Annotated in this window: 22 protein-coding genes and 2 pseudogenes; 11 read left to right on the top strand and 13 right to left on the bottom strand. The window is 60.7% G+C overall.

The window, feature by feature from the left end; translation table 11 throughout:
- Position 1: 1 nt before the first annotated feature.
- From HEQ17_RS12185 to HEQ17_RS12155, 7 genes are all read left to right on the top strand, one after another.
- The gene (locus HEQ17_RS12185) at positions 2–802 is read left to right on the top strand and encodes an SDR family NAD(P)-dependent oxidoreductase (protein ID WP_296292986.1); all 801 of its coding nucleotides are present in this window, start codon (positions 2–4) and stop codon (positions 800–802) included.
- Positions 803–888: 86 nt separating this feature from the next.
- Complete coding sequence (locus tag HEQ17_RS12180) at positions 889–1,371, top strand: MarR family transcriptional regulator (RefSeq protein WP_296293746.1); 483 nt, start codon at positions 889–891, stop codon at positions 1,369–1,371.
- On the top strand, positions 1,368–2,228 hold the full coding sequence (locus tag HEQ17_RS12175; protein WP_296292985.1) for an enoyl-CoA hydratase family protein: 861 nt from the start codon (positions 1,368–1,370) through the stop codon (positions 2,226–2,228). Before HEQ17_RS12180 ends, HEQ17_RS12175 begins: the two co-directional genes overlap by 4 nt.
- 3 nt (positions 2,229–2,231) lie before the next feature.
- Positions 2,232–3,401: an acyl-CoA dehydrogenase family protein gene (locus tag HEQ17_RS12170; RefSeq protein ID WP_296292984.1), complete on the top strand. Its 1,170-nt coding sequence runs from the start codon at positions 2,232–2,234 to the stop codon at positions 3,399–3,401.
- 175 nt (positions 3,402–3,576) lie between these two features.
- Positions 3,577–5,238 (top strand): AMP-binding protein, encoded by a 1,662-nt coding sequence (locus HEQ17_RS12165; RefSeq protein ID WP_296293745.1) that lies wholly within the window; start codon positions 3,577–3,579, stop codon positions 5,236–5,238.
- A 92-nt stretch (positions 5,239–5,330) separates the two neighbouring features.
- Positions 5,331–5,726 carry a RidA family protein gene (locus HEQ17_RS12160; RefSeq protein WP_019430837.1) on the top strand — a complete coding sequence of 132 codons (396 nt, stop codon included), beginning with the start codon at positions 5,331–5,333 and terminating at the stop codon, positions 5,724–5,726.
- Between the two features lie 398 nt (positions 5,727–6,124).
- Positions 6,125–7,018, top strand: coding sequence for a PhzF family phenazine biosynthesis protein (locus HEQ17_RS12155; protein ID WP_133699757.1), 894 nt, complete (start codon positions 6,125–6,127; stop codon positions 7,016–7,018).
- A 54-nt stretch (positions 7,019–7,072) separates the two neighbouring features.
- Here HEQ17_RS12155 and HEQ17_RS12150 read toward each other — a convergent pair whose 3' ends face one another.
- Complete coding sequence (locus HEQ17_RS12150; protein ID WP_296292983.1) at positions 7,073–7,723, bottom strand: short chain dehydrogenase; 651 nt, start codon at positions 7,721–7,723, stop codon at positions 7,073–7,075.
- A 76-nt stretch (positions 7,724–7,799) separates the two neighbouring features.
- Here HEQ17_RS12150 and HEQ17_RS12145 point away from each other — a divergent pair, with 76 nt between their 5' ends.
- The gene (locus HEQ17_RS12145; RefSeq protein ID WP_296292982.1) at positions 7,800–8,663 is read left to right on the top strand and encodes a LysR family transcriptional regulator; all 864 of its coding nucleotides are present in this window, start codon (positions 7,800–7,802) and stop codon (positions 8,661–8,663) included.
- A 92-nt stretch (positions 8,664–8,755) separates the two neighbouring features.
- Here the strand turns inward: HEQ17_RS12145 and HEQ17_RS12140 are convergent.
- From HEQ17_RS12140 to HEQ17_RS12125, 4 genes and pseudogenes are all read right to left on the bottom strand, one after another.
- Positions 8,756–9,122: pseudogene (locus HEQ17_RS12140) on the bottom strand (transposase); the annotation flags it as partial.
- 77 nt (positions 9,123–9,199) lie between these two features.
- Positions 9,200–10,372, bottom strand: a complete 1,173-nt coding sequence (locus HEQ17_RS12135) for a Fic family protein (RefSeq protein WP_296292981.1) — start codon at positions 10,370–10,372, stop codon at positions 9,200–9,202.
- Between the two features lie 208 nt (positions 10,373–10,580).
- Complete coding sequence (locus HEQ17_RS12130; protein WP_296292980.1) at positions 10,581–11,015, bottom strand: MarR family transcriptional regulator; 435 nt, start codon at positions 11,013–11,015, stop codon at positions 10,581–10,583.
- Positions 11,012–11,560 (bottom strand): flavin reductase family protein, encoded by a 549-nt coding sequence (locus HEQ17_RS12125; protein ID WP_296292979.1) that lies wholly within the window; start codon positions 11,558–11,560, stop codon positions 11,012–11,014. Before HEQ17_RS12125 ends, HEQ17_RS12130 begins: the two co-directional genes overlap by 4 nt.
- Positions 11,561–11,664: 104 nt before the next feature.
- Between HEQ17_RS12125 and HEQ17_RS12120 the strand changes: the two are divergent.
- From HEQ17_RS12120 to HEQ17_RS12110, 3 genes and pseudogenes are all read left to right on the top strand, one after another.
- A pseudogene (locus HEQ17_RS12120) lies at positions 11,665–11,832 on the top strand (long-chain fatty acid--CoA ligase); the annotation flags it as partial.
- A gap of 120 nt (positions 11,833–11,952) precedes the next feature.
- Positions 11,953–12,975, top strand: coding sequence for a tripartite tricarboxylate transporter substrate binding protein (locus tag HEQ17_RS12115; RefSeq protein WP_296292978.1), 1,023 nt, complete (start codon positions 11,953–11,955; stop codon positions 12,973–12,975).
- Positions 12,975–13,958 carry an alpha/beta hydrolase gene (locus HEQ17_RS12110; RefSeq protein ID WP_296293744.1) on the top strand — a complete coding sequence of 328 codons (984 nt, stop codon included), beginning with the start codon at positions 12,975–12,977 and terminating at the stop codon, positions 13,956–13,958. Before HEQ17_RS12115 ends, HEQ17_RS12110 begins: the two co-directional genes overlap by 1 nt.
- Positions 13,959–13,976: 18 nt before the next feature.
- Here the strand turns inward: HEQ17_RS12110 and HEQ17_RS12105 are convergent, their stop codons facing one another.
- The 8 genes from HEQ17_RS12105 to lptA are packed head-to-tail and all read right to left on the bottom strand — an operon-like array spanning position 13,977 to position 20,154.
- Positions 13,977–14,762, bottom strand: a complete 786-nt coding sequence (locus HEQ17_RS12105) for a UPF0149 family protein (protein ID WP_296292977.1) — start codon at positions 14,760–14,762, stop codon at positions 13,977–13,979.
- Between the two features lie 51 nt (positions 14,763–14,813).
- Positions 14,814–15,095 carry a hypothetical protein gene (locus HEQ17_RS12100; RefSeq protein ID WP_296292976.1) on the bottom strand — a complete coding sequence of 94 codons (282 nt, stop codon included), beginning with the start codon at positions 15,093–15,095 and terminating at the stop codon, positions 14,814–14,816.
- Complete coding sequence (locus tag HEQ17_RS12095; protein WP_296292975.1) at positions 15,092–15,376, bottom strand: BrnT family toxin; 285 nt, start codon at positions 15,374–15,376, stop codon at positions 15,092–15,094. Before HEQ17_RS12095 ends, HEQ17_RS12100 begins: the two co-directional genes overlap by 4 nt.
- Before the next feature lie 32 nt (positions 15,377–15,408).
- Positions 15,409–15,864 (bottom strand): putative toxin-antitoxin system toxin component, PIN family, encoded by a 456-nt coding sequence (locus HEQ17_RS12090; protein WP_296292974.1) that lies wholly within the window; start codon positions 15,862–15,864, stop codon positions 15,409–15,411.
- Complete coding sequence (locus HEQ17_RS12085) at positions 15,861–17,183, bottom strand: THUMP domain-containing protein (RefSeq protein WP_296292973.1); 1,323 nt, start codon at positions 17,181–17,183, stop codon at positions 15,861–15,863. The genes HEQ17_RS12090 and HEQ17_RS12085 overlap by 4 nt, the downstream gene beginning before the upstream one ends.
- Positions 17,184–17,193: 10 nt before the next feature.
- Entirely contained in the window at positions 17,194–18,735 is a 1,542-nt protein-coding gene (locus HEQ17_RS12080) for an RNA polymerase factor sigma-54 (protein ID WP_296292972.1), read from the bottom strand.
- A 37-nt stretch (positions 18,736–18,772) separates the two neighbouring features.
- The gene (gene lptB / locus HEQ17_RS12075; RefSeq protein ID WP_296292971.1) at positions 18,773–19,531 is read right to left on the bottom strand and encodes an LPS export ABC transporter ATP-binding protein; all 759 of its coding nucleotides are present in this window, start codon (positions 19,529–19,531) and stop codon (positions 18,773–18,775) included.
- Entirely contained in the window at positions 19,528–20,154 is a 627-nt protein-coding gene (gene lptA, locus HEQ17_RS12070) for a lipopolysaccharide transport periplasmic protein LptA (protein WP_296292970.1), read from the bottom strand. The genes lptB and lptA overlap by 4 nt, the downstream gene beginning before the upstream one ends.
- Between the last annotated feature and the right edge of the window lie 49 nt (positions 20,155–20,203).

Genomic DNA, 20,203 nt, shown 5'->3' with positions numbered 1-20,203 from the left:
GATGTTCCAAGAACTTGAAGGCCGTCACGCCCTCATCACAGGCGCGGGCGCAGGCATCGGCGCAGCCATCTCGCTGCAGCTGGCACAAACCGGCTGCCGCTTGACCCTGTGTGGCCGCTCGCAAGGCACCCTGCAAGCCCAGGCCGAAGCGCTGCGCGAGCAAGTGCCCGATCTGGCGGTGCTGATTGCGCCCATGGACGTGGCCGATGAACAAGCTGTGCAAGCTGCGGTGCAGCAGGCGCAGTCGCGCTTCGGCCCCGTCAACATTCTGGTCAACAACGCGGGCCAGGCGAGCAGCCAGCCCTTTGCCAAGACCGATGCCGCGCTCTGGCAGAAGATGCTCAACGTCAACCTCACGGGCACCTACCACTGCATTCAGGCCGTGCTGCCCGGCATGCTCGACGCTGCGAAAGCCGGCACGCCGGGCCGCATCGTCAACATCGCCAGCACCGCAGGCCTCAAAGGCTACGCCTACGTGAGCGCCTATGTGGCGGCCAAGCACGGTGTGGTGGGCCTGACCAAAGCGCTCGCACTCGAATTGGCACGCAAGGGCGTGACCGTGAACGCCATTTGCCCTGGCTACACCGAGACCGACATCGTGCGCGAAGCGGTGCAAAACATTGTGGGCAAAACCGGCAAGAGCGAAGCCGAAGCGCGCCAGGCCCTGGCTGCCAGCAACCCGCAGCAGCGCCTGGTGCAGCCCCACGAAGTGGCGCAAAGCGTGCTGTGGCTGTGTGCTGCAGGCAGCGACGCCATCAACGGCCAAACCATGGCCATCGACGGCGGGGAGTTGGCAGGATGAAAAAGAGCGCAGCGCCGAGCCGCCTCAAGCCAGCTCGCGCCCACTCGGGGGGCAGCGAAGGACACGCAGTGCCGAGCGTGGGGGCCATGCCCACGGACATGGAAGTTCGCGCGCACGCCGACCACCACGCCTCGCTGCGCCTGTGGTTGCGCCTGCTGTCGTGCACAACCCGCATCGAAGACACCATCCGCCAGCGCCTGCGCGAGCAGTTTGACATCACGCTGCCGCGCTTTGACCTGATGGCCCAGCTGGAGCGCGAGCCGCAAGGGCTGTCGATGAGTGAGTTGTCGCGCCGCATGATGGTCACGGGTGGCAATGTCACCAGCATCGTGGACCAGCTTGAAAAAGAACAACTGGTGCAGCGCCAAACGCAAGTCGGCGACCGCCGCTCTTTCACCGTCAGCCTGACCGAGGCCGGGCGCAGCGCTTTTGCCGCCATGGCCCTGGCCCACGAAGGCTGGGTGGTCGAGTTGTTGGGCCCGCTGGCCGAGAACGAACAAACACAGCTGCACCAACTGCTTGGCGCCCTCAAGTCCGGCAACCGTACCCATCAAAAGGAGAAGTCATGACCCAACGCTACCTGCCCGGCCAGCCGCACCAGCTGCCCCGCCACAACCAACCATTGGCGGGTTACCAGCCCGAGCACTTTTTGTTGTCTGTCAAAGATGGCGTCGCCACGATCAGCCTGAACCGACCCGAGCGCAAGAACCCGCTCTCGTTCGACTCGTATGCCGAGCTGCGCGACTTCTTCCGCGCATTGGCCTACGCGCCCGATATCCACGCGGTGGTCATCACGGGCGCCGGGGGCAACTTTTGCTCCGGTGGTGATGTGCACGAAATCATCGGCCCGCTCACAAAGCTCGACATGCCGGGCCTCTTGGCCTTCACCCGCATGACGGGCGATTTGGTCAAGGCCATGCGTGCCTGCCCACAACCCATCATTGCCGCCATTGACGGCGTGTGCGCCGGGGCCGGGGCGATCTTGGCCATGGCGTCTGACTTGCGCTACGGCACCGAGCGCAGCAAAACTTATTTCCTGTTCAACAAGGTCGGTTTGGCCGGTTGCGACATGGGTGCATGCGCATTGCTACCGCGCATCATCGGCCAGGGCCGTGCCAGCGAGCTGCTGTTCACCGGGCGCGGCTTGGGCGCGCTGGAGGCCGAGCGCTGGGGCTTTTACAACCGTGTGTGCGAAGCCGACAGCGTGCTGGCCGATGCGCAAGCCATGGCCGCCCAGCTGGTGGCGGGCCCCACCTTTGCCAACGGCATCACCAAAAAAATGCTTCAACAAGAATGGAACATGGGCGTCGACGAAGCCATCGAGGCCGAAGCCCAAGCGCAGGCCATCTGCATGGCCACCAACGACTTCCACCGGGCGTACCATGCTTTTGTGGCCAAGCAAACGCCTGTGTTTGAAGGGGACTGATACATGACCCACCCCGCAGAACTCGACTGGCCCTTCTTTGACGACAGCCACCGCGCCTTCAAGTCGCGGCTGGATGCCTGGTGCAACGAACACTTGGCTCACGCCCACCACGACGAAAGCCGCGACGCGGTCGATGCCGAATGCATCCGTCTGGTGCGTCTGCTCGGCAGCGGCGGCTGGCTCAAACATGCGGTCTCCGGCATTGCCTATGGCGCCGCATCCGACGTGATCGACACGCGACAGCTGTGCCTGCTGCGCGAGACGCTGGCGTTTCACAACGGCTTGTCGGACTTCGCCTTTGCCATGCAGGGTTTGGGCACCGGGGCCATCAGCCTGATGGGCTCGGCTGACCAAAAGCAACGCTATCTGCCCCGCGTGGCTTCGGGCCAAGCGCTGTCGGCTTTTGCACTCAGCGAGCCCGATGCCGGCTCTGACGTGGCCGCCATGCAGTGCAGCGCCACCGCCACGGCAGACGGCTATGTGCTCAACGGCCGCAAGACCTGGATCAGCAACGGCGGCATTGCCGACTTTTATGTGGTGTTCGCCCGCACGGGCGAAGCGCCGGGGGCGCGTGGCATCACCGCCTTCATTGTGGATGCCGACACGCCCGGCTTGTCGATTGAAGAACGCATCGACGTCGTCGCGCCGCACCCGCTGGCCACGCTCAAGTTTGACAACTGCAAAGTAGCTGCAGCGCAGCGGATTGGCGATGCAGGCCAAGGCTTCAAGGTGGCCATGGCCACGCTCGATGTGTTTCGCACTTCCGTGGCGGCAGCGGCGCTGGGTTTTGCGCGGCGTGCGCTGCATGAGTCCATTGCTTGGGCGCGTTCACGCAAGATGTTTGGCCAAAGCTTGGGTGACTTTCAGATCACCCAAACCAAGATCGCGCAGATGGCCACGATGCTCGACGCCGCCACGCTCTTGACCTACCGCGCCGCCTGGCTGCGCGACCAGGGCGCACGCATCACCCGCGAAGCGGCCATGGCCAAGATGACCGCCACCGAAAACGCCCAGCAGATCATCGACATGGCGGTGCAGATGCATGGCGGCATGGGCGTCAAAAAAGGCGTGATGGTCGAGTCGCTGTACCGCGAGATTCGGGCGCTGCGCATTTACGAAGGCGCGACCGAAGTGCAGCAGCTGATCATTGGCAAGGACTTGTTGAAAGGCTGATGCTTCGTTGCGTCTGCTCGGGTGAGCTGTCGAGGAGCCCCGGGGGCGGGGGCCTCATGCTGCGGGGGTACGCAGAAATCGGCCCCCGCCCCCGGGGCACCTCGACAGTGTGGTGCTGCAAGCGCTGATCAGTAGAAACAAAAAAGGAGACAAGAACATGAAGGACTGGAACGAACTGCTGCCCAGCAGCCACACCGACACCTTTTCGCGTGACCGGCTGCCGCCTAAAGACCAGCTGCCTGTGTTCATGGCCGACCTGCCCGAGCTGAAATACCCCGACCAACTCAACTGCGCGGTGGAACTGGTGGACCGGCATGTGCAGGGTGGCCGAGGCGACCGCATTGCGCTGCACGGCGTGAGTGACTTCAACACGGGCGGGGGCGACTTCAGCTGGACCTATGCCCAACTGCAAGACAAAAGCAACCGCATCGCCCAGGTGCTGACGCAGGACATGGGCTTGGTATCGGGCCAGCGCATTTTGCTGCGCGGTGGCAACAGCCCCATGATGGCCGCTTGTTTGCTGGGCGCGCTCAAGGCGGGCCTGGTGGCGGTGCCCACCATGCCGCTGCTGCGTGCGGGCGAGTTGGCGCAAATCATCGACAAAGCGCAAGTCAGCGCCGCGCTGTGCGACAGCCTGCTGGCTGACGAACTGCAGCACTGCATGACACCCGGCCACGCCAGCCATGTGCCCTGCCTGAAGCAGATGGTGCAGTTCCGCAGCGAAGCGGCCGATGGTCTGGAGCAGCGCATGCAGCGGCACAGCGGTGCCTACACGCCACACGCCACCAGCCGTGACGACGTGTGCCTGATCGCTTTCACCAGCGGCACCACCGGCAAGCCCAAGGGCACCATGCACTTTCACCGCGATGTGCTGGCCATGTGCGATTTGTTCCCACGCCACATCCTGCGCATGACTGAAAACGACGTGGTCTGTGGCACACCGCCGATTGCCTTCACCTTCGGGCTGGGCGGCTTGCTGGCGTTTCCGCTGCGCTATGGTGCCAGCACCGTGCTGCTCGAAAAGCACACGCCCGAGACCTTGCTGCAGACCGTGGCCAAGTACCGCGCCACCCAGTGCTACACCGCGCCTACCATGTACCGCCAAATGGCGACGATGGCGGGGCAGCACGACCTGAGCAGCCTCAAGCACCCGGTGTCGGCAGGCGAGGCCTTGCCCGACGCCACCCGCCAGTTGTGGAAGCAGGCCACCGGCATCGAGATGACCGATGGCATTGGCGGCACCGAGGTGATCCACATCTACATCTCCAGCGCGGGCCAGCAGGTGCGTGCGGGCAGCATCGGCCAGGTGGTGCCCGGCTATGTGGCGCAAATCGTGGACGACAACATGCAGCCCGTGCCGCCCGGCGTGGTAGGGCGTTTGGCGGTGCGCGGCCCCACGGGCTGCAAATACCTGGCCGATCCGCGCCAACAGGACTATGTGAAAAACGGCTGGAACCTGCCCGGCGACACCTTTGTCATGGATGCCGACGGTTACTTCAGCTACCAGGCCCGCAACGACGACATGATCATCTCGGCCGGCTACAACATCGCAGGCCCCGAGGTCGAAGGCGCTCTGCTCCAACACCCGGCCGTGGCCGAGTGCGGCGTGGTCGGCATGCCCGACGAAGACCGTGGTCACATCGTACAGGCCTATGTGGTGCTCAAGCCCGGCCACACGGGCGATGCCACCATGGAAAAAGCCTTGCAAGAGCACGTCAAACAAACCATCGCCCCGTTCAAGTACCCGCGCAAAATCGTGTTCATGGACGTGCTGCCGCGCACCGAAACCGGCAAACTGCAGCGCTTCAAGCTGCGTCAGATTTCAATCAATAAATAACTTTGCGGGACAGATCTTTAGCTCTGTCCCCAACTGAATAACCTTGTGGGACAGATCTTTAGCTCTGTCCCCAACTGATTAAAGGAAAAAGCATGTTTAACGTCTTGCAACCCGAAGGCTGGGCACCCGCCAAAGGCTATGCCAACGGCATCGAAGCGCGTGGCCGCATGGTGTTCGTCGCAGGCATGATCGGCTGGAACGGCCAGGCCCAATTCGAGACTGACGACTTTGTAGCCCAGTGCCGCCAGGCCCTGCAAAACATCGTCGACACGCTGGCGTGCGCAGGCGCAGGCCCCCAGCACATGGCCCGCATGACCTGGTACGTCAAAGACAAGAAGGAATACCTGGCCCGTGGCCGCGAGCTGGGCAAGGTCTACCAGGAAGTGATTGGCAAGAACTACCCGGCGATGACGCTGGTGCAGGTGGCTGATCTGGTGGAAGACCGGGCGCTGGTGGAGATCGAGGTGACGGCGGTGGTGCCGGAGTGAGCGAAAAAGGCCTGAAGGAGAGGCAGCAGAGGTCCTAGATCGAGCGGCAGGTTTGGGCTGGAATCGGACCATGCCATCCCATCCGATAACCAATGGCAGGAGCCGACCCATTGCAGTCGGTCACATCTTCTAAGACGTTGACTTGTGTGCAGCGAGAGCAGTCATCGAACCAAGTGGGCTCGTTGTCTGCTATCGGCCATTAGCGGTCATCTGATGCTCGAACTCGAATGGCTTTTGAAGGCGGAAAGCGGACTCCAATGTTAGACTGGCGCGGCCCAGTATGAAGCTCGCTGGTCGGGGTTTCGCGGCTGACTCCGGTTCGACTTGCAGCGCAGTTACGACAAACGAGCCTCGGGGCAATTCATGACATCCCCTTCGAACCTCGATACTCCAAGCTGATGACTGATACACCACCCCACCCATTGAGCCATTCCTACGCCGTCGTCGATGTATTCAATGGCACGGCATTCAAGGGGAATGCCGTGGGTGTTGTCTTCGATGCAGATAACCTCTCCGATGCCGAGATGCTGTCCTTCACGCGATGGACCAATCTCAGCGAGGCGGTTTTCGTACTGACGGCTACGGATCCCCTGGCTGACTACCGCCTTCGCATCTTCTCTTCGCTGCACGAGCTTGACTTTGCAGGTCATCCAACACTGGGTGCCTGCCATGCCTGGTTGGAGAAGACCGGGCATCAGGCTCTGCGCGACTACGTGCAGCAGTGTGGTGTCGGCCTGGTGACTTTGCGGCGCTCGGTCGAGGGGCTTGCCTTCAGAGCCCCGCCTCTCATCAGGTCTGGGCTCATTGACGCGTCGTTGCTGGAACGGGTGTCTTCCGGGTTGAGACTTCAGGCTGTCGGGGCGCGCCTGGTGTCTGCCCAATGGGTGGACAACGGTGCTGGTTGGCTCGCCCTGATGATCGATGATCGCGACAAGTTGCTGGCCCTGAAACCCGATTTCGCTCAACTTGATGGACTGGCCATCGGCGTTTTGGCACCGTGGCGCAGTCCGCCGTGCGACGGCGAGGTCGACTTCGAACTCCGCGCGTTCATCGCAGGCGACAGCTTGCCCGAGGATCCGGCAACGGGCAGTCTTGCAGCGGGCATTGCCCAGTGGTTCGCACAGACCGGTCAAGCACCCAGCTCCTACACGTTCAGCCAAGGCACTGCTCTGGATCGTCCCTGCCGGATTCGCGTTTCGACCATGGCTGATGGCATCTGGATCGGCGGTGCGACAAAGACATTGATACGCGGACAGGTGCAGTTCCCAGGCTCAGTTGCAACTCGTGGATGAAGATCTCGGGATTGAAATGCCTTGACCAGCCATCAATAAAGCGAGGGCGCTTTGTCAGGCGTCGACGAATATCACCTTGCCGGTGATGAAGCCATCGACCGAACGCTCGAACGCTTTACCTACCAGCGCGCTGGGGACAGGTTGGAAACCTGGCATCATCTCCCCGTATACATCCCATGCCTCCTCGAGAACTGTGGGGTTGACCACGTTGATGCGAACCTGGCGTGGAAGTTCGTGCGCTACGCACTGTACGAAGGTGTCGATCGCGCCGCTCGTGGTTGCGTCCGCGATGGCCATAGGAATGGGTTTGACATTGAGAATGCCCGAAATCAGCGTAAATGAACCGCCGTCTTTGATGTAGCTCAGACCCACATTGACCAGATTGATCTGGCCGAGCATCTTGCTCTGGATGGTTGCGTCCCACTGCTCGTCGGTCATTTCGCTGAAGTTGGCGTATTCGCAGTAGCCAACTGTATTGACGACGGCATCGAACGACCCGACTTTTTCGAACAACGCCCTGATCGACGCCTTGCTGGTGATATCGACCTTGTGGTCGCAGCCTGTGCCTGAGCGACTGGCGGTGATGACATTGTGCTTCTTGAGGCCTGCCATAGCGGCTTGACCCATGCGCCCTTGGGCGCCAATCAAAATGACGGTTTTCATAGAATTCCTGGTTAAATGCTTGGGAAGCGATACTTTAGGCACGCACTGATACAATAACAATCACGATTGACTTGTATGAGATACAACCCCAGTGACCGAAAGAATCGATGTTAGGTACATGCGGGTTTTGCTGCATCTCGTGCGCGAGAAAAACGTTTCTCGCGTTGCAGAGCGACTTGAGATATCGCAACAGGCGGTCAGCAATTGCCTCAAGCGCATGCGTGAAGTCTTTCCCTATGAGCTTTTCCTGCGCCAGAGCGCAGGCCTACAGCCAACCGACTACGCGTATGAACTAGCGGCAAAATTCGAGAAAATAATTGAAGAGGTCGACGGCATCTTCAATTCATTCCCATTCGATCCTGTAACGAGCGATTACGTGTTCAGGGTCATCGCAAATGAATATGCACAACTGTCTATCATCCCGTCGCTCTCGCTGCTCATGCGCGAACGCGCAGCCGGGGTGAAGCTTGAAGTCATTGACTTCAATCCCACTCAGCATGCCAAAATGCTAGCGCAAGGGGAGGCTGATCTGGTGATTGGTTTTTCTGACTACGTCGATTCAGGACTGGTACGAAAGACACTGCGACGCGATCATTACTGCTGTGTTACCCGGGAAGGTTCGATCCTCTATCGGCAGATACAGGAGCTGGGAGATGTGTCTTCCCATCCTCATGTGGATTTCGCCAGCGGCGTAGGCAATTTGGGCAGCCGCTTGGATGATTTCCTTGGCACCCAGAAGGTTAGTCGCACCGTGATTGCCACTCTGCCCTGCTACACGTCTCTGCAGGCGTTTATGCGCGTGAACGACACATTGGCATTCATACCCTCGGCCATTGCCGCTGCTGGAGGTTTTCAGGTGATGGATATAGACATGTCTTCCCTGAGTTTCAATGTGGTTGTGGGAAGGCATCGAAGAGCTTTGGGTAGTGCAGCCGGAGATTGGCTTGCCCGAGTGGTCGAAGAACTGGCCGCGTCGACTTAACGTGAAAGAAACGTCCCTGCGAACGAGCTGAGACCTGGCCCAGCTACGGCCGATTGCAAAGACAAACTCATCGCAGATCAGATCAGATCAGATCAGACCGGTGCTGGAACGAACCCGTGCTTGACCAGCATCTGCAGCCACCGCGGCGCATGACGCGCCACCATCAGCGCCTCGTAGTCCACGGTTTTGTCCACGTAGTGGGTGTTCTTGCTCAGCATCGCGTAGATCGTGCGCAGCATCTTGTGCGCCAGCGCCACGATGGATCGCTTGTGCCCTTTGCGTACGCTGAGCGCTTGGAACTTGTCTTTGAGTGCACAGCGACTTGTTGCCCGCAGCCTGCGCAAACTCGCACAGCAGGCGTCTAACCCAAGCGTTGCCCTTGCGAATGCGACCACTTTTGCGCTTGCCTGCTGACTCATTGTTGCCAGGACACATACCCACCCAGGATGCCAGCTTCTGGCCATCAGGGGATGCGCTTACCAGCTTGGTCACGGTGGGCTCTTTGGCCAGCACGATGCTGGCCAGTTCGTGGATGCTCAAGCTTCGGCCTCAGGCCAAAGTCTTGGGAAGTAAAAGCGCAGAGCGTGTTGGGGCACGCCCAAGCGGACCTTGCCGTAGGGGCTGTCCGATTCCAGCAGGCCGCGTTTGAGCAAGGCCGACACCTGAGCGGTGGCCAGCCGATCACCCAAACCCAGCATGGCCTTGAAGTCGGCGCGGTCCAGTTCGGTTTGTGCGGCGAACAGGTAGTGCAAAGCCCGAAGCGATGTGCTTCGCACGCCCCCGCCGACCACTTGCTCTTCATACGCCAGGCAGGCGGCCATGCGGCCTTTCATGTCCTCCAGGCTGAGCAATTCCCGCATGAAAGCCACTTGGTCGGAGCAAACGTCCAACACGTAATCCATCCACGCGATCAGGGCAGATTCGCTCAGGTTGCCACGGCCATCCAGATCCCCTGCACGGGGCTCGTCTGCGGCGGCCAGGCGTGCGTAGTAGGTCTCTTGAGTGCGTGCAAAGCCGCGCAAAGGGGACCACAGCCCATTGGTCAGGCCCATGTGGCCGAGCACCAGATGGCTGTGCAAGCGGGCGACGCGTCCATTGCCATCCAGAAAAGGGTGAATCCACGCCAGACGTTGGTGCGCTGCCGCCATCGCCAAGATTTGCATTTCGCCACGTCGCACTTGTCCATATACCTTGGACCACCGATCCATGAAGGCAGGCAATGCCGCAGCATCAGGTGCTGCGTGCCGACCCACACTCACTTGTGCGGTTCGCATGGCTCCGGGAATCAGCACTTGAATGTCTGCGCCCTTGTGTTGAATTCGGTCTTGATCGGTCAGGCGGGCAAACAGGTCCTGATGGATGTCTTGAACAGTTTGTGGCGACCAGACTTGCGCGTTGGTCCATTGCGGCCACAGGCATTCAAGTTGGTTCTCTGTGGCCATGTGGCTGAGCGCCAGACGCTGGCGGCGGGCTTTGTCGGCATCCAGTGCATAGTCGTTGCGCAGGGCTTGCTCTATTTCCAAGGGGAGGGTGTGTTGCCCTTCAATCCGGTTGGAGTAATAAGAATTCATGGCGCGCAGCATCTGGCGCAGGCTTGGCAGTGCACCGGTGGGGCACCAACTTGCCAGGCGGTCGGCATGGCGGATCAGGTCGTGAGCACGCTCCAGCAGTGGGCCCAAACGGTGTTCAGACGGAAGCAGCGGTTCCATCTGGGTGGGATGGTCATAGAGTTGGAATTTTTGCGACTTTGACATGATTCGTAAGTATATGTCGCACAAAGGAAATTTTCAAATCATGCGAGAAATTGTGCGGCTTTGTATGCGACATTGAGTGCGTCCCCAAATGCCGGTAAAAACCAGACGCCACTTCGCTTTTTGATCAGTGAACTGAGGGCCGCTTCACGCCTCTGATCGGCGCTTATCCGCGCACTGCAATCATCCGCTCCAACACCTTTTTTAATTGCGCGACTTCGGCTAATCCGATCTCGGCCATGACCTGCGTCTCATGCACCCGCGCTTGCGCCAGCAAGGGCTTGACCTTGCGCTGACCTGCTGCGGTGAGGCTCACCAGTGACTGGCGCTTGTCGTGCGTGGCGTCAACGCGTTGGACCCACCCGGCTTCTGCCATGCGGCCCACCAGCTTGGTCACAGTGGGTTGCTTGGCCAGCACGATGTCGGCCAGCTCGCCCACGCTCAGTGCGTCTTTGCCCGACAGGCTGGCCATGACACGCCACTCCATCAGGGAGAGGCCACTGGCTTCGACCACGGCGTGGAATTCGCTCGAAATCAAATGGCTGGCGCGTGCCAACAAATAGGCCAGGTAGTCGTCGACAAAGCCTGCCGGGTTGCTCATGCTAGAGGCGTAGTGGTGCTGAACTGACCGCCCTGGTAGACGAGTGGGGCCGAGCCATCACTGAAACCGCAGCGCTCCACCTCGCCCACAAAAATCACATGGTCGCCTTCTTCGTGGCGGCTGCGGTTGTGGCATTCGAACCAGGCCAGCGCGCCATCCAAAATGGGCAAGCCCGACTCGCCCAGCGTGTAAGCGGTGTCGGCAAAGCGGTCGCCCTTGCCGAAGGCAAAACGGTTGCACACCTCCAGCTGATCGGCGGCCAGCACGTTCACCACGTAATGCGTGCCCGCATGGAACAGCGGTGCGCTGCTGGCGCCTTGCCCCAGGCTCCACAGCACCAGCGGCGGTGTGAGCGACACCGAGTTGAATGAACTGGCTGTAATGCCCACAAAGCTGCTGCTGGCTGAATCGCCCTTGTGTGCACCCGGTGCGAAAGTGGTGATGACGGTCACACCCGTGGCAAAGCGCGAGAGTGCTTGCTTGAAATGCGGTGTTTCAAACTCTGGACTCAGCGCTTTGATGTGAGATGGGGCGGCTTGGTGCATGGGTTGATCATATGTCGGCGGCAACATGCATACGCGCCGACAACCTGATGCGCGGCTACTGGAGCGCGCAAGGGCAAAAACAAGGACAAAGTGGCCTGGGCCTGCAAGACGGCTGCATCAGCATCGTGGGCCGCAGCAAAGACATGGTCATCTCGGGCGGTGAAAAAATCTATCCAGCCGAAATCGAAAACCAGCGGGTGACTTTGCCGGGTGTGGCCGAGAGCGCCGTGGTCGGCGTGGTCGGCGTGGCCGAGGAGCGCTGGGAAAAAGTGCTCAAACTGCAGTTGCAAAAGCTCCTGACAAACCCTTAAAGCAGCCCCTTTCTTCGCCTGAGTGACAGTGTTTTTGCAGACGAGTGGCATGATGGTTTGATGTTCTGCAAGGAGACAAACATGGTTCAGTACACGCTTCACTTGTCGCATTCCTTCACGCGCCGTCCCGTTTGGGGTATCGCCGCAGCGTTGTTGTTTGCGCTGGCCCCCACCGCTTGGGCGCAAACCGCTTGGCCCAATAAGCCCGTCAAAATTGTTGTGCCCTTTGCACCCGGCGGCACCACTGACATTCTGGCTCGTGCGATCGCCCCCGATTTGGCCAAAGCCTTTGGCCAGCAATTCGTGATTGAAAACAAGGGCGGTGCAGGTGGCAACCTGGGGACTGAGCAAGTGGCCAAGTCTGCGGGTGACGGTTACACCCTGCTCATGGGCACGGTCGGTACCCACGGCATCAACCGTGCCTTGTACGCCAAGTTGCCCTATGACCCGTTCAAAGACTTTGCGCCAATCACGCTGGTCGCTGGCGTGCCCAATGTGATGGTGGTCAACACCGACAAGGCTGCCGCCAACAAGATCAATACCGTCAACGATTTCATCAAGTACGCCAAAGCCAACCCCGGCAAACTGAACATGGCGTCCAGCGGCAACGGCACTTCCATTCATTTGGCGGGTGAGTTGTTCAAGTCGAAAACGGGCACGTTCATGGCGCACATCCCTTACCGTGGGTCCGGCCCGGCCTTGCTGGACTTGGCGGGCGGCAGCATGGACGTGATGTTCGACAACCTGCCATCGGCCATGCAGCTCATCAAGGCGGGCAAGCTCAAAGCCCTGGCCGTGACCAGCGCTCAGCGCTCGGCCGCTTTGCCTGACTTGCCGACCGTGGAAGAAGCCGCAGGGCTCAAGGGCTTTGAGGCCAGCAGCTGGTTTGGTTTGTTGGCGCCTGCTGGCACGCCCCCCGATGTGGTCAGTCGCATCCAGCAAGAGGTGGCCAAGTCCTTGGCCTCACCTGCCATGAAAGAGCGCTTGGCTACGCTGGGCGCGATTCCGAGCGGCAACACACCTGCACAGTTTGCCGCGCTGATTGAAGCCGAGCACAAGAAATGGGCCGAGGTCGTCAAAGCCTCGGGCGCCAAGGTCGACTGATGGCCTGGTTTGACGGTTTTGATCGGCAAACACGGACGGTGGCGGGGCATCTCGTTGCCTATCGGCAGTCGACCGATTGGACGGCGCAAGCCCATTTGCCGGTGCTGGTGTTGCTGCACGGCTTTCCGCAAACCCATGTCATGTGGCACCGCGTCGCGCAAAACTTGCGCGGCCGTTATCGCTTGGTCATGCCGGACCTGCGTGGCTATGGCGATTCGTCACATGCCGTGGGCGATGTGCGGCACCTGCACTACAGCAAACGCGCCATGGCGCAAGAGGTGGTGGGTTTGCTCGATGCGCTGGGTGTGGGCGACTTCTTTTTGTGTGGCCACGACCGGGGTGGGCGCGTGGCGCATCGCTTGGCTTTGGACCATACCGCCCGCGTCAAGAAACTTTGCGTGATCGACATCGCGCCGACGCTCGACATGTACAGCGGGCACTGGGGGACATTGCCGGGCAAAACAAACGAAGTGTCCGGCCCGGTGGTTGACCCCTACTTTGCATTTGCCCAAGCGTATTACCACTGGTTCCACCTGACACAACCCGCGCCCTTGCCGGAGTTCATGATCGGCGGCAACCCCAAGGCCTATCTGCACGCCAAGCTGGGCGGCTGGGGCAGTCAGGGCTTGGCATACATCGAGCCCGAAGCCTTGGCCGAATACGAGCGCACCTTTTGTAACCCTGCCCTGAACGAGCGGGGTTGGTCAGCCGCCATCCACTGCGCCGCCGAAGACTACCGCGCCAGCGCGGGCATCGACCTGCAACACGACCGTGAAGGCCGAGCCAGGGGCGACAAAATCGCCTGCGACACGTTGGTCTTGTGGGGCCATCGGGGCGTGGTCAACCGCATGTTTAAGCCTGTTGAGTTGTGGCAAGCGCAATGCGCGGGCCATGTGGCGGGTCAGGTCATGCCCTCGGGCCACTTCATCCCCGAAGAACTGCCCGAAGCCACCAGCCAAACGCTGGCCCAGTGGATGGTTTGACGGCTTACTGCTGCGGGCTCAAGCCCCGCAACACTTCTTGTATTTCTTCCCGCTCCCGCAGCTGCAAGCGTCATTGCGCCCTGGGGTGGCTTGCTTGATGACTTGCGCCACGCGGGGGCCAATGTTGCGCCAGATCTCGCGCAAGTCATAAATGGCCCACAGCGCTTCGCCATACGCGTTCAGGCGTTCTTCGCTCACGCTGGGTGGGCCGTCTTCTGACAATGCAGACAAGGTGGGCACGTCGGTGTCGTCTTCGGTCAAGGCCACGACGGCTTCGAGCGACAGGTCGTGCCATTTGTTGGCGTCTTTGTCTTTTGGGGCCGCCCATTCGTCCGGCCAGTTTTCCACGGCGAACATGAAGCCCAGTGCCCAGACTTGGGCAAACGAAGGGATTTCGCTGTCGTCGATTTCTGCGCGTTCTTCGGGCGGCAACGAGGCAATGGCCCCGCGCACGTCCATCACTTCGGGTGCGTAAGCGTTGTCGTCGTCCAGCGCTTCCACCGGGGTGTCCAGGGCCAGCTTGATTTCGTCAAAGCGGCGCTGCCACAAATCCATGAATTGCTGGCGCTGGGCGTCGTCGGCAAAGCTGCCGCTTTCTGGGTCGGGGGTGTCACCCTCGTCCACGCCCAGCAGCATGGGCAGCCACTCGCTGTCGGGAATGGCGCGGCGGCAGCACACCAGCGCGGCCATGAAACCCTCGCAAAACTCCCATTGCGGGGTTTCTTCAAACCGCTCGCGCAGGTCGTCCAGGATGTTGTCCAGGGTGTCAAAGTCTTCGGCTTCCAAGCCAGCGGTCGGGTTCATGGTGTGTTCCTGAGGTCAGGCGGGGATTGTAGGTGGGTGGCTTCAGCCCCCTTACCGTTGGTTGACCAAGTGTCCGTTGACGTATTTGTGGAGCAAGCTGGCGGCCAGGGTTTGGTAGGGGATACCTTCTTCCACCGCACGCGCTTGCAGGCTTTTCAGGTCGCGGCTTGAAATGCGAATGTTCAGGCGCTGGTCTTTTTTCAGCGTGCTTTCGGCTGTGGCCTGGTGTGCTTTGCGGCGTGTGTTCGCGTCACCAACGGGCTTGAGGGTACCCGCCTCCAATGCCTGCAAGATGTCCAGTTCTTCGTCGTCATAAATTGGCTTTTTGGTCATGACTGACTCCTGTATTGTTTGGTGGCCTTGCGGCTGGGGATGATGGTTTTGAGAAAAATCTCGGTGTCTGATTCAATGAAAGGGACGGCGTAGACAGAGCCATCGACCTCCACCATGGAAATCATTTGTCCGGGATATTTGTCCTGGTTAGGGTGGAACACCACGTCCAGTTCATTGCCAAGGCTGATTTCAAAAACAATTCGCTCAAAAGAAATGCCTCGTTCTTTGAGCAACAACTGATTTTTTTCAAAATTCCAGTTGTAAAGTTTTGGGGTAGGCATGTGTGCATTTTATGCACACATGCATGCTTGGGTCAAACAACCGTGTTTGGAGAGCGTTGATCGACCGGGTTCAAGGCTACGCCGCAGCGCTCCAGGCGCTTTTTCATGCACAGCACTTGAGCGTCTTTGCTGTGCAGGGCGGCGGTATGCTGCACGGCAAGGTCAATGAATTTCTGGTCGTCGGCGTCTTTGCAGGCGTAAGGGGCTTTGGGTGCGTCGGGCTGCAGTTGGGCCCAGCGGTCAAAGTGGCCCAGCACCGTGTCGGCGGGCAAGGCGCGGGCGGTCAAGCGCTTGGCGATTTGCGGGTAGGCCAGCACGCGGGCCAGCTCTTCGCGCATGGCGGCGGTGGCGATCCAGGTCGTGTTCCCGGTCTCGACACTGTGGCGCAAGTCGGTCGCCTTGGGTTCGTCAAACACCCACAGGTCGAGCACGATGTTGGTGTCCAGCACGCGCCGCACTGGGGCTTGCGCATCTGCGGCTGCGCTCATGACGCAGGCGTTTCGTCAGCCCCCGGTGCGTCGGCGTTGGGGGCTGCATTGCGCTTCAAGCTGCCTTTGATCATGTCAAAGCGGAATAAGCGGCATTCGATGGGGCCGTTCCACATGGGCACGCGGCGCGATTCTTTGAGGCGCATCTTGCTGGGCAGCTTCAGGTCGGGCGTGAGCATCCAGGCGCTCCAGCCGCTGTAGTTTTTCTTCCAGTGGCTGGCCAGTTGGGCAAAGAAGTCCACGCTGTCGTCGCCGTCTTGGGTTTGGGCGGTTTCGCGGTGGTGGCTTTGGTCGGCTGCACGGGAGCTGGAACGTGCTTCAGACAATGCCCCGGGTTGGAAGCTGTCACGCCCCCGCCCCGCGACACCGGCCGCCGCAATGCGTTCGCCATAAGGCGGGTTGAGCAGCATCACGCCAGGTGTTTCGCTGGGTGGCATGCGTTGCAGCGCGTCGCCACCCCGGAATTCGATCACACCCGACACACCTGCGCGTTCGGCGTTGCGCTCGGCAAAGTCGACCATGCGGAACGCCACATCGCTGCCAAAGACGGGCGCGGTGGGTTCGTGTTCCAGGTCGCGGGCTTCTTCGATCAGGCCTTGCCAGACGTGGTTCTGGAAGGGCAGCAGTTTCTCGAAACCAAAGCGCCGCTGCAAACCAGGGGCGATGCCGCAGGCGATTTGGGCCGCTTCGATCGGGATGGTGCCGCTGCCGCAGCAGGGGTCATAAAGTGGAACCGTGGTGTCCCATCCACTGGCGGCGATCATGGCGGCGGCCAGGGTTTCCTTCAAAGGCGCGTCGCCCTTGTCGGTGCGCCAGCCGCGCTTAAACAGAGGTTCGCCCGAGGTGTCGATGTAGAGCGTGGCCGTTTCGGGCGTCAGGTGGGCATAAATGCGCACGTCGGGCCAAGTGGTGTCCACGTTGGGGCGCTCGCCGCGCTTGGCGCGAAAGCGGTCGGCCACCGCGTCTTTGATCTTGAGGGCCGCAAAGTTCAGGCTGGTCAGCGGGCTGTGCTGCGCGGTGATGTCGATCTTGAAGGTCTGCTTGGGCGTGAACCAGATTTCCCAAGCCACTTCGCTGGCGGCGTTGTACAGGTCGTTTTCGTTGCGGTAATCGGTGACCGACAACTGCACCAGCACGCGTTGGGTCAAGCGGCTGTGCAGGTTGATGCGCATCGCATCGCGCCACGAGGCGCGGGCCATCACGCCGCCGCGGCCCGTCATCAGGTCGTGGCCTGTGAGTCCGGTGATGGCGTGCACTTCGTCGGCCAAAAAGCCCTCCACGCCAGCGGCGCAGGGCATGAACAGGTTCAATGAATTCACTCAAATACTTTCACAGGGTTTTGCGCAGGTTGGCAGGGGCGATCTTCAGGGCTTCGCGGTACTTGGCCACCGTGCGGCGGGCGCAGTCGATGCCTTGCTCTTTCAGCATCTCGGATATCTGGTTGTCAGACAGCGGTTTGGCGGGTTTTTCAGCGGCCACAAATTGTTTGATGAGCGCCCGCACGGCGGTGCTCGATGCGGCGCTGCCGCTGTCGGTGCCCAAGCCTGAGCCAAAGAAATACTTCAGCTCAAAAGTGCCTTGCGGCGTGGCCATGTACTTGGCCGTGGTCACACGGCTGATGGTCGACTCGTGCATGCCCAGCTCGTCGGCGATTTCGCGCAGCACCAGTGGGCGCATGGCCAGCGCGCCGTGCGTGAAAAAGTTTTTCTGCCGCTCCACGATGGCGGTGGACACGCGCAAAATGGTGTCAAAGCGCTGCTGGATGTTCTTGATGAACCAGCGCGCTTCCTGCAGGCGCTGCTGTAAACCCGCGTGGTTGTCGCCCTTGCCACCGCGCAGGGCGTTGGCGTAAATGTCATGCACGCGCAGCTTAGGCATCACATCGGGGTTGAGCAGGATGCGGAACCTGGCTGTGCCCGTCTTGCTGGTGTTCACCACCAGCACATCGGGGATGATGATGTTTTGCTCGGCCAGCGCAAAGGGACGCCCGGGCTTGGGTTCGAGCCGGGCAATGAAGGGAATGGCGGCTTTGACCACGGTTTCGCTCAGGCCGCAGGCCACCGCCAAGCGTTTGAAGTCGCGTTTGGCCAGCATTTCCAGCGGCTGGGCGCAGATGGTGAGCGCCGCTTGGGCCACTTCGTGAGTGGGTTCGTCTTTCAGCCAAGCTTTGATTTGGATGCGCAGGCACTCGGCCAGGTCGCGCGCGCCCACGCCCACGGGTTCGAGCGATTGCAGCAAGCCCAGCGCCACGGTGAAGCGGTGCACCAGTTCGTCGATTTGTTCAAAGTCATCGGTGCCTGCCAGGCTGGCGGCCAACTCGGGCAAGGTGTCGGTCAGGTAGCCGTCTTCATTCAGCGACTCGATCAAAAAGCGCAGCGCCGCACGGTCAAGTTCGGACAGGCGCAGCGACAAGGCCTGGCGGTGCAAAAAGTCGGTCAGCGAGCCACTGCTGCGGGCCAGGTCGATGGCGTCGGCAGTTTCTTCGCCGTTGTTTTGGCGCGGTGTGGCGTCGCCGCCCCACTCGCTGTCGTCGGGGCGCATGTCCACGCTGCCGTCGCCGTCCCAACTTTCGGCCACGTCGGTCACCGCTTCGTCGCGGGTTTCGCTGGGGCTGTCGTCGCTGCTGCTGGATGTGCTGGCGCTTTCACTCACCCGGTCGCCCAAGCTGACGTGGGCATCGGCTTGGTCCAGGCCAAACGCTTCGGCGGGCGCTTCTTCTTCGGCGCGCTCCAAAAAGGGGTTGTCGTCCAGCATCTGGTCAACTTCTTGTGACAGCTCCAGGGTGGACAGTTGCAGCAGGCGGATCGATTGTTGCAACTGGGGCGTGAGCGCCAGGTGCTGTGACATGCGAAGCGACAGGCCGGGTTTCATGGCTGTGCGCTCAGGTTGCGGACGCGTGGGGTGTTCATCACATCCTGAAGTGTTCGCCCAGATACACCCGGCGTACCTCGGGGTTGGCCACGATCTCTTCGGGCGTGCCTTCGGCCAATACACGTCCTTCGCTGATGATGTAGGCGTGGTCGCAAATGCCCAGCGTCTCGCGCACGTTGTGGTCGGTGATCAGCACGCCAATGCCGCGCTCTTTGAGAAAGGCGATGATGCGCTGAATCTCGATCACGGCAATCGGGTCGATACCGGCAAAGGGCTCGTCCAGCAAGATGAAACGCGGGTCAGTGGCCAAGGCGCGGGCAATCTCCACGCGGCGACGCTCACCGCCTGACAAGGCCACCGACGGCGAGTCGCGCAGGTGGTCCACCCGCAAATCGTTTAGCAATTCGGTCAGGCGTTTTTCCACATCGGCGCTGCTCAGGGCGCGGCCTTGCGCGTCGGTTTGCAGCTCCAAAATGGCGCGCACGTTGTCGGCCACCGAGAGCTTGCGAAAGATGGACGCCTCTTGCGGCAAATACGACAAGCCCATGCGCGAGCGCTTGTGGATGGGCATGCGGGTGACGTCTTCGCCGTCGATCAAAATCTGCCCGCCATCGGCCCGAACCAGGCCCACGATCATGTAAAAAGAAGTGGTTTTGCCCGCGCCGTTGGGGCCCAGCAGACCCACCACTTCACCCTTGTCCACTTGCACCGACACGTCGTGCACCACTTTTCGGCTGCCGTAAGCTTTCTTCAGGTGGCGCGCTTGCAGGCGGCTGTTGTCTTCTGTCTGAATCATGGCTTTTGTGCTGGCACGGTGCTGGGGCTGGAGCGCAAGGTCGGCCCCGTCACAGTGGCTTCAGCCGCCGATGATTTGACCCGTGGCACCAGCGTGGCGCGAGTGCGTTGCTCTGCAGCTTGAGCAGTTTGACCATCCACAGTCACCACTTCGGTGCTGTTGTTGAACACGATGCTGTGGCCATGAAGCTGGTTGGCCACTTCGGTGCCGCGCAGGATGCGCACCTCGGCACGACGCATCAGGGTCACGATGTCAGTCTGGTTGTCGTAGGTGACCTCTTCGGCTTCGCCTTCGGTGTATTCGTTGAGCCCCTCACGTTTTTGCCTGAAAAAAACGCGCTCGGCTGGGGCCGCCCACAATGTGGCCACTTGCCTGCCTTGAGCGTCTTGCTGAACTTGCATCCTGGCCCCACGCATGATCAGTGTGCCCTTGGTGGCCAACACTTTGCCTGTGAACTGGGTCAGCAACTTGGCTTCGTCGTGTCGCATGCTGTCAGCTTCGATCTGCATGGGTTTGTCGCGATCGGCTTTTTCTGCCAAGCACGGCCAGACCACTAGGCTGATGCACAGCGCCAAAATCGCCCTTGCAGGGCGGGGCTGGTGGGAGAGTTTGATGTGGGGCATGAATCTTGCTGTTGACGCCGTCATTGTAGGTGCAAGTCGTGCCCGTTCA

Source organism: Limnohabitans sp. (genome assembly GCF_023910625.1).
Classification (GTDB): Bacteria; Pseudomonadota; Gammaproteobacteria; order Burkholderiales; family Burkholderiaceae_C; genus Limnohabitans_A.
Note: the sequence above shows the minus strand (reverse complement) of the source record. Positions and strands in the feature narration are given on the sequence as shown.

What these genes read in the sequence shown, in the direction of transcription:
- HEQ17_RS12185 (WP_296292986.1), top strand. Translation starts at nt 2, where the DNA reads ATGTTCCAAGAACTTGAAGGCCGTCACGCCCTCATCACAGGCGCGGGC.
- HEQ17_RS12145 (WP_296292982.1), top strand. Translation starts at nt 7,800, where the DNA reads ATGCGGGTTTTGCTGCATCTCGTGCGCGAGAAAAACGTTTCTCGCGTT.
- HEQ17_RS12160 (WP_019430837.1), top strand. Translation starts at nt 5,331, where the DNA reads ATGTTTAACGTCTTGCAACCCGAAGGCTGGGCACCCGCCAAAGGCTAT.
- HEQ17_RS12110 (WP_296293744.1), top strand. Translation starts at nt 12,975, where the DNA reads ATGGCCTGGTTTGACGGTTTTGATCGGCAAACACGGACGGTGGCGGGG.
- HEQ17_RS12095 (WP_296292975.1), bottom strand. Translation starts at nt 15,376, where the DNA reads ATGCCTACCCCAAAACTTTACAACTGGAATTTTGAAAAAAATCAGTTG.
- HEQ17_RS12180 (WP_296293746.1), top strand. Translation starts at nt 889, where the DNA reads ATGCCCACGGACATGGAAGTTCGCGCGCACGCCGACCACCACGCCTCG.
- HEQ17_RS12115 (WP_296292978.1), top strand. Translation starts at nt 11,953, where the DNA reads ATGGTTCAGTACACGCTTCACTTGTCGCATTCCTTCACGCGCCGTCCC.
- HEQ17_RS12155 (WP_133699757.1), top strand. Translation starts at nt 6,125, where the DNA reads ATGACTGATACACCACCCCACCCATTGAGCCATTCCTACGCCGTCGTC.
- HEQ17_RS12135 (WP_296292981.1), bottom strand. Translation starts at nt 10,372, where the DNA reads ATGGAACCGCTGCTTCCGTCTGAACACCGTTTGGGCCCACTGCTGGAG.
- HEQ17_RS12090 (WP_296292974.1), bottom strand. Translation starts at nt 15,864, where the DNA reads ATGAGCGCAGCCGCAGATGCGCAAGCCCCAGTGCGGCGCGTGCTGGAC.
- HEQ17_RS12130 (WP_296292980.1), bottom strand. Translation starts at nt 11,015, where the DNA reads ATGAGCAACCCGGCAGGCTTTGTCGACGACTACCTGGCCTATTTGTTG.
- lptA (WP_296292970.1), bottom strand. Translation starts at nt 20,154, where the DNA reads ATGCCCCACATCAAACTCTCCCACCAGCCCCGCCCTGCAAGGGCGATT.
- HEQ17_RS12080 (WP_296292972.1), bottom strand. Translation starts at nt 18,735, where the DNA reads ATGAAACCCGGCCTGTCGCTTCGCATGTCACAGCACCTGGCGCTCACG.
- HEQ17_RS12100 (WP_296292976.1), bottom strand. Translation starts at nt 15,095, where the DNA reads ATGACCAAAAAGCCAATTTATGACGACGAAGAACTGGACATCTTGCAG.
- lptB (WP_296292971.1), bottom strand. Translation starts at nt 19,531, where the DNA reads ATGATTCAGACAGAAGACAACAGCCGCCTGCAAGCGCGCCACCTGAAG.
- HEQ17_RS12175 (WP_296292985.1), top strand. Translation starts at nt 1,368, where the DNA reads ATGACCCAACGCTACCTGCCCGGCCAGCCGCACCAGCTGCCCCGCCAC.
- HEQ17_RS12105 (WP_296292977.1), bottom strand. Translation starts at nt 14,762, where the DNA reads ATGAACCCGACCGCTGGCTTGGAAGCCGAAGACTTTGACACCCTGGAC.
- HEQ17_RS12125 (WP_296292979.1), bottom strand. Translation starts at nt 11,560, where the DNA reads ATGCACCAAGCCGCCCCATCTCACATCAAAGCGCTGAGTCCAGAGTTT.
- HEQ17_RS12170 (WP_296292984.1), top strand. Translation starts at nt 2,232, where the DNA reads ATGACCCACCCCGCAGAACTCGACTGGCCCTTCTTTGACGACAGCCAC.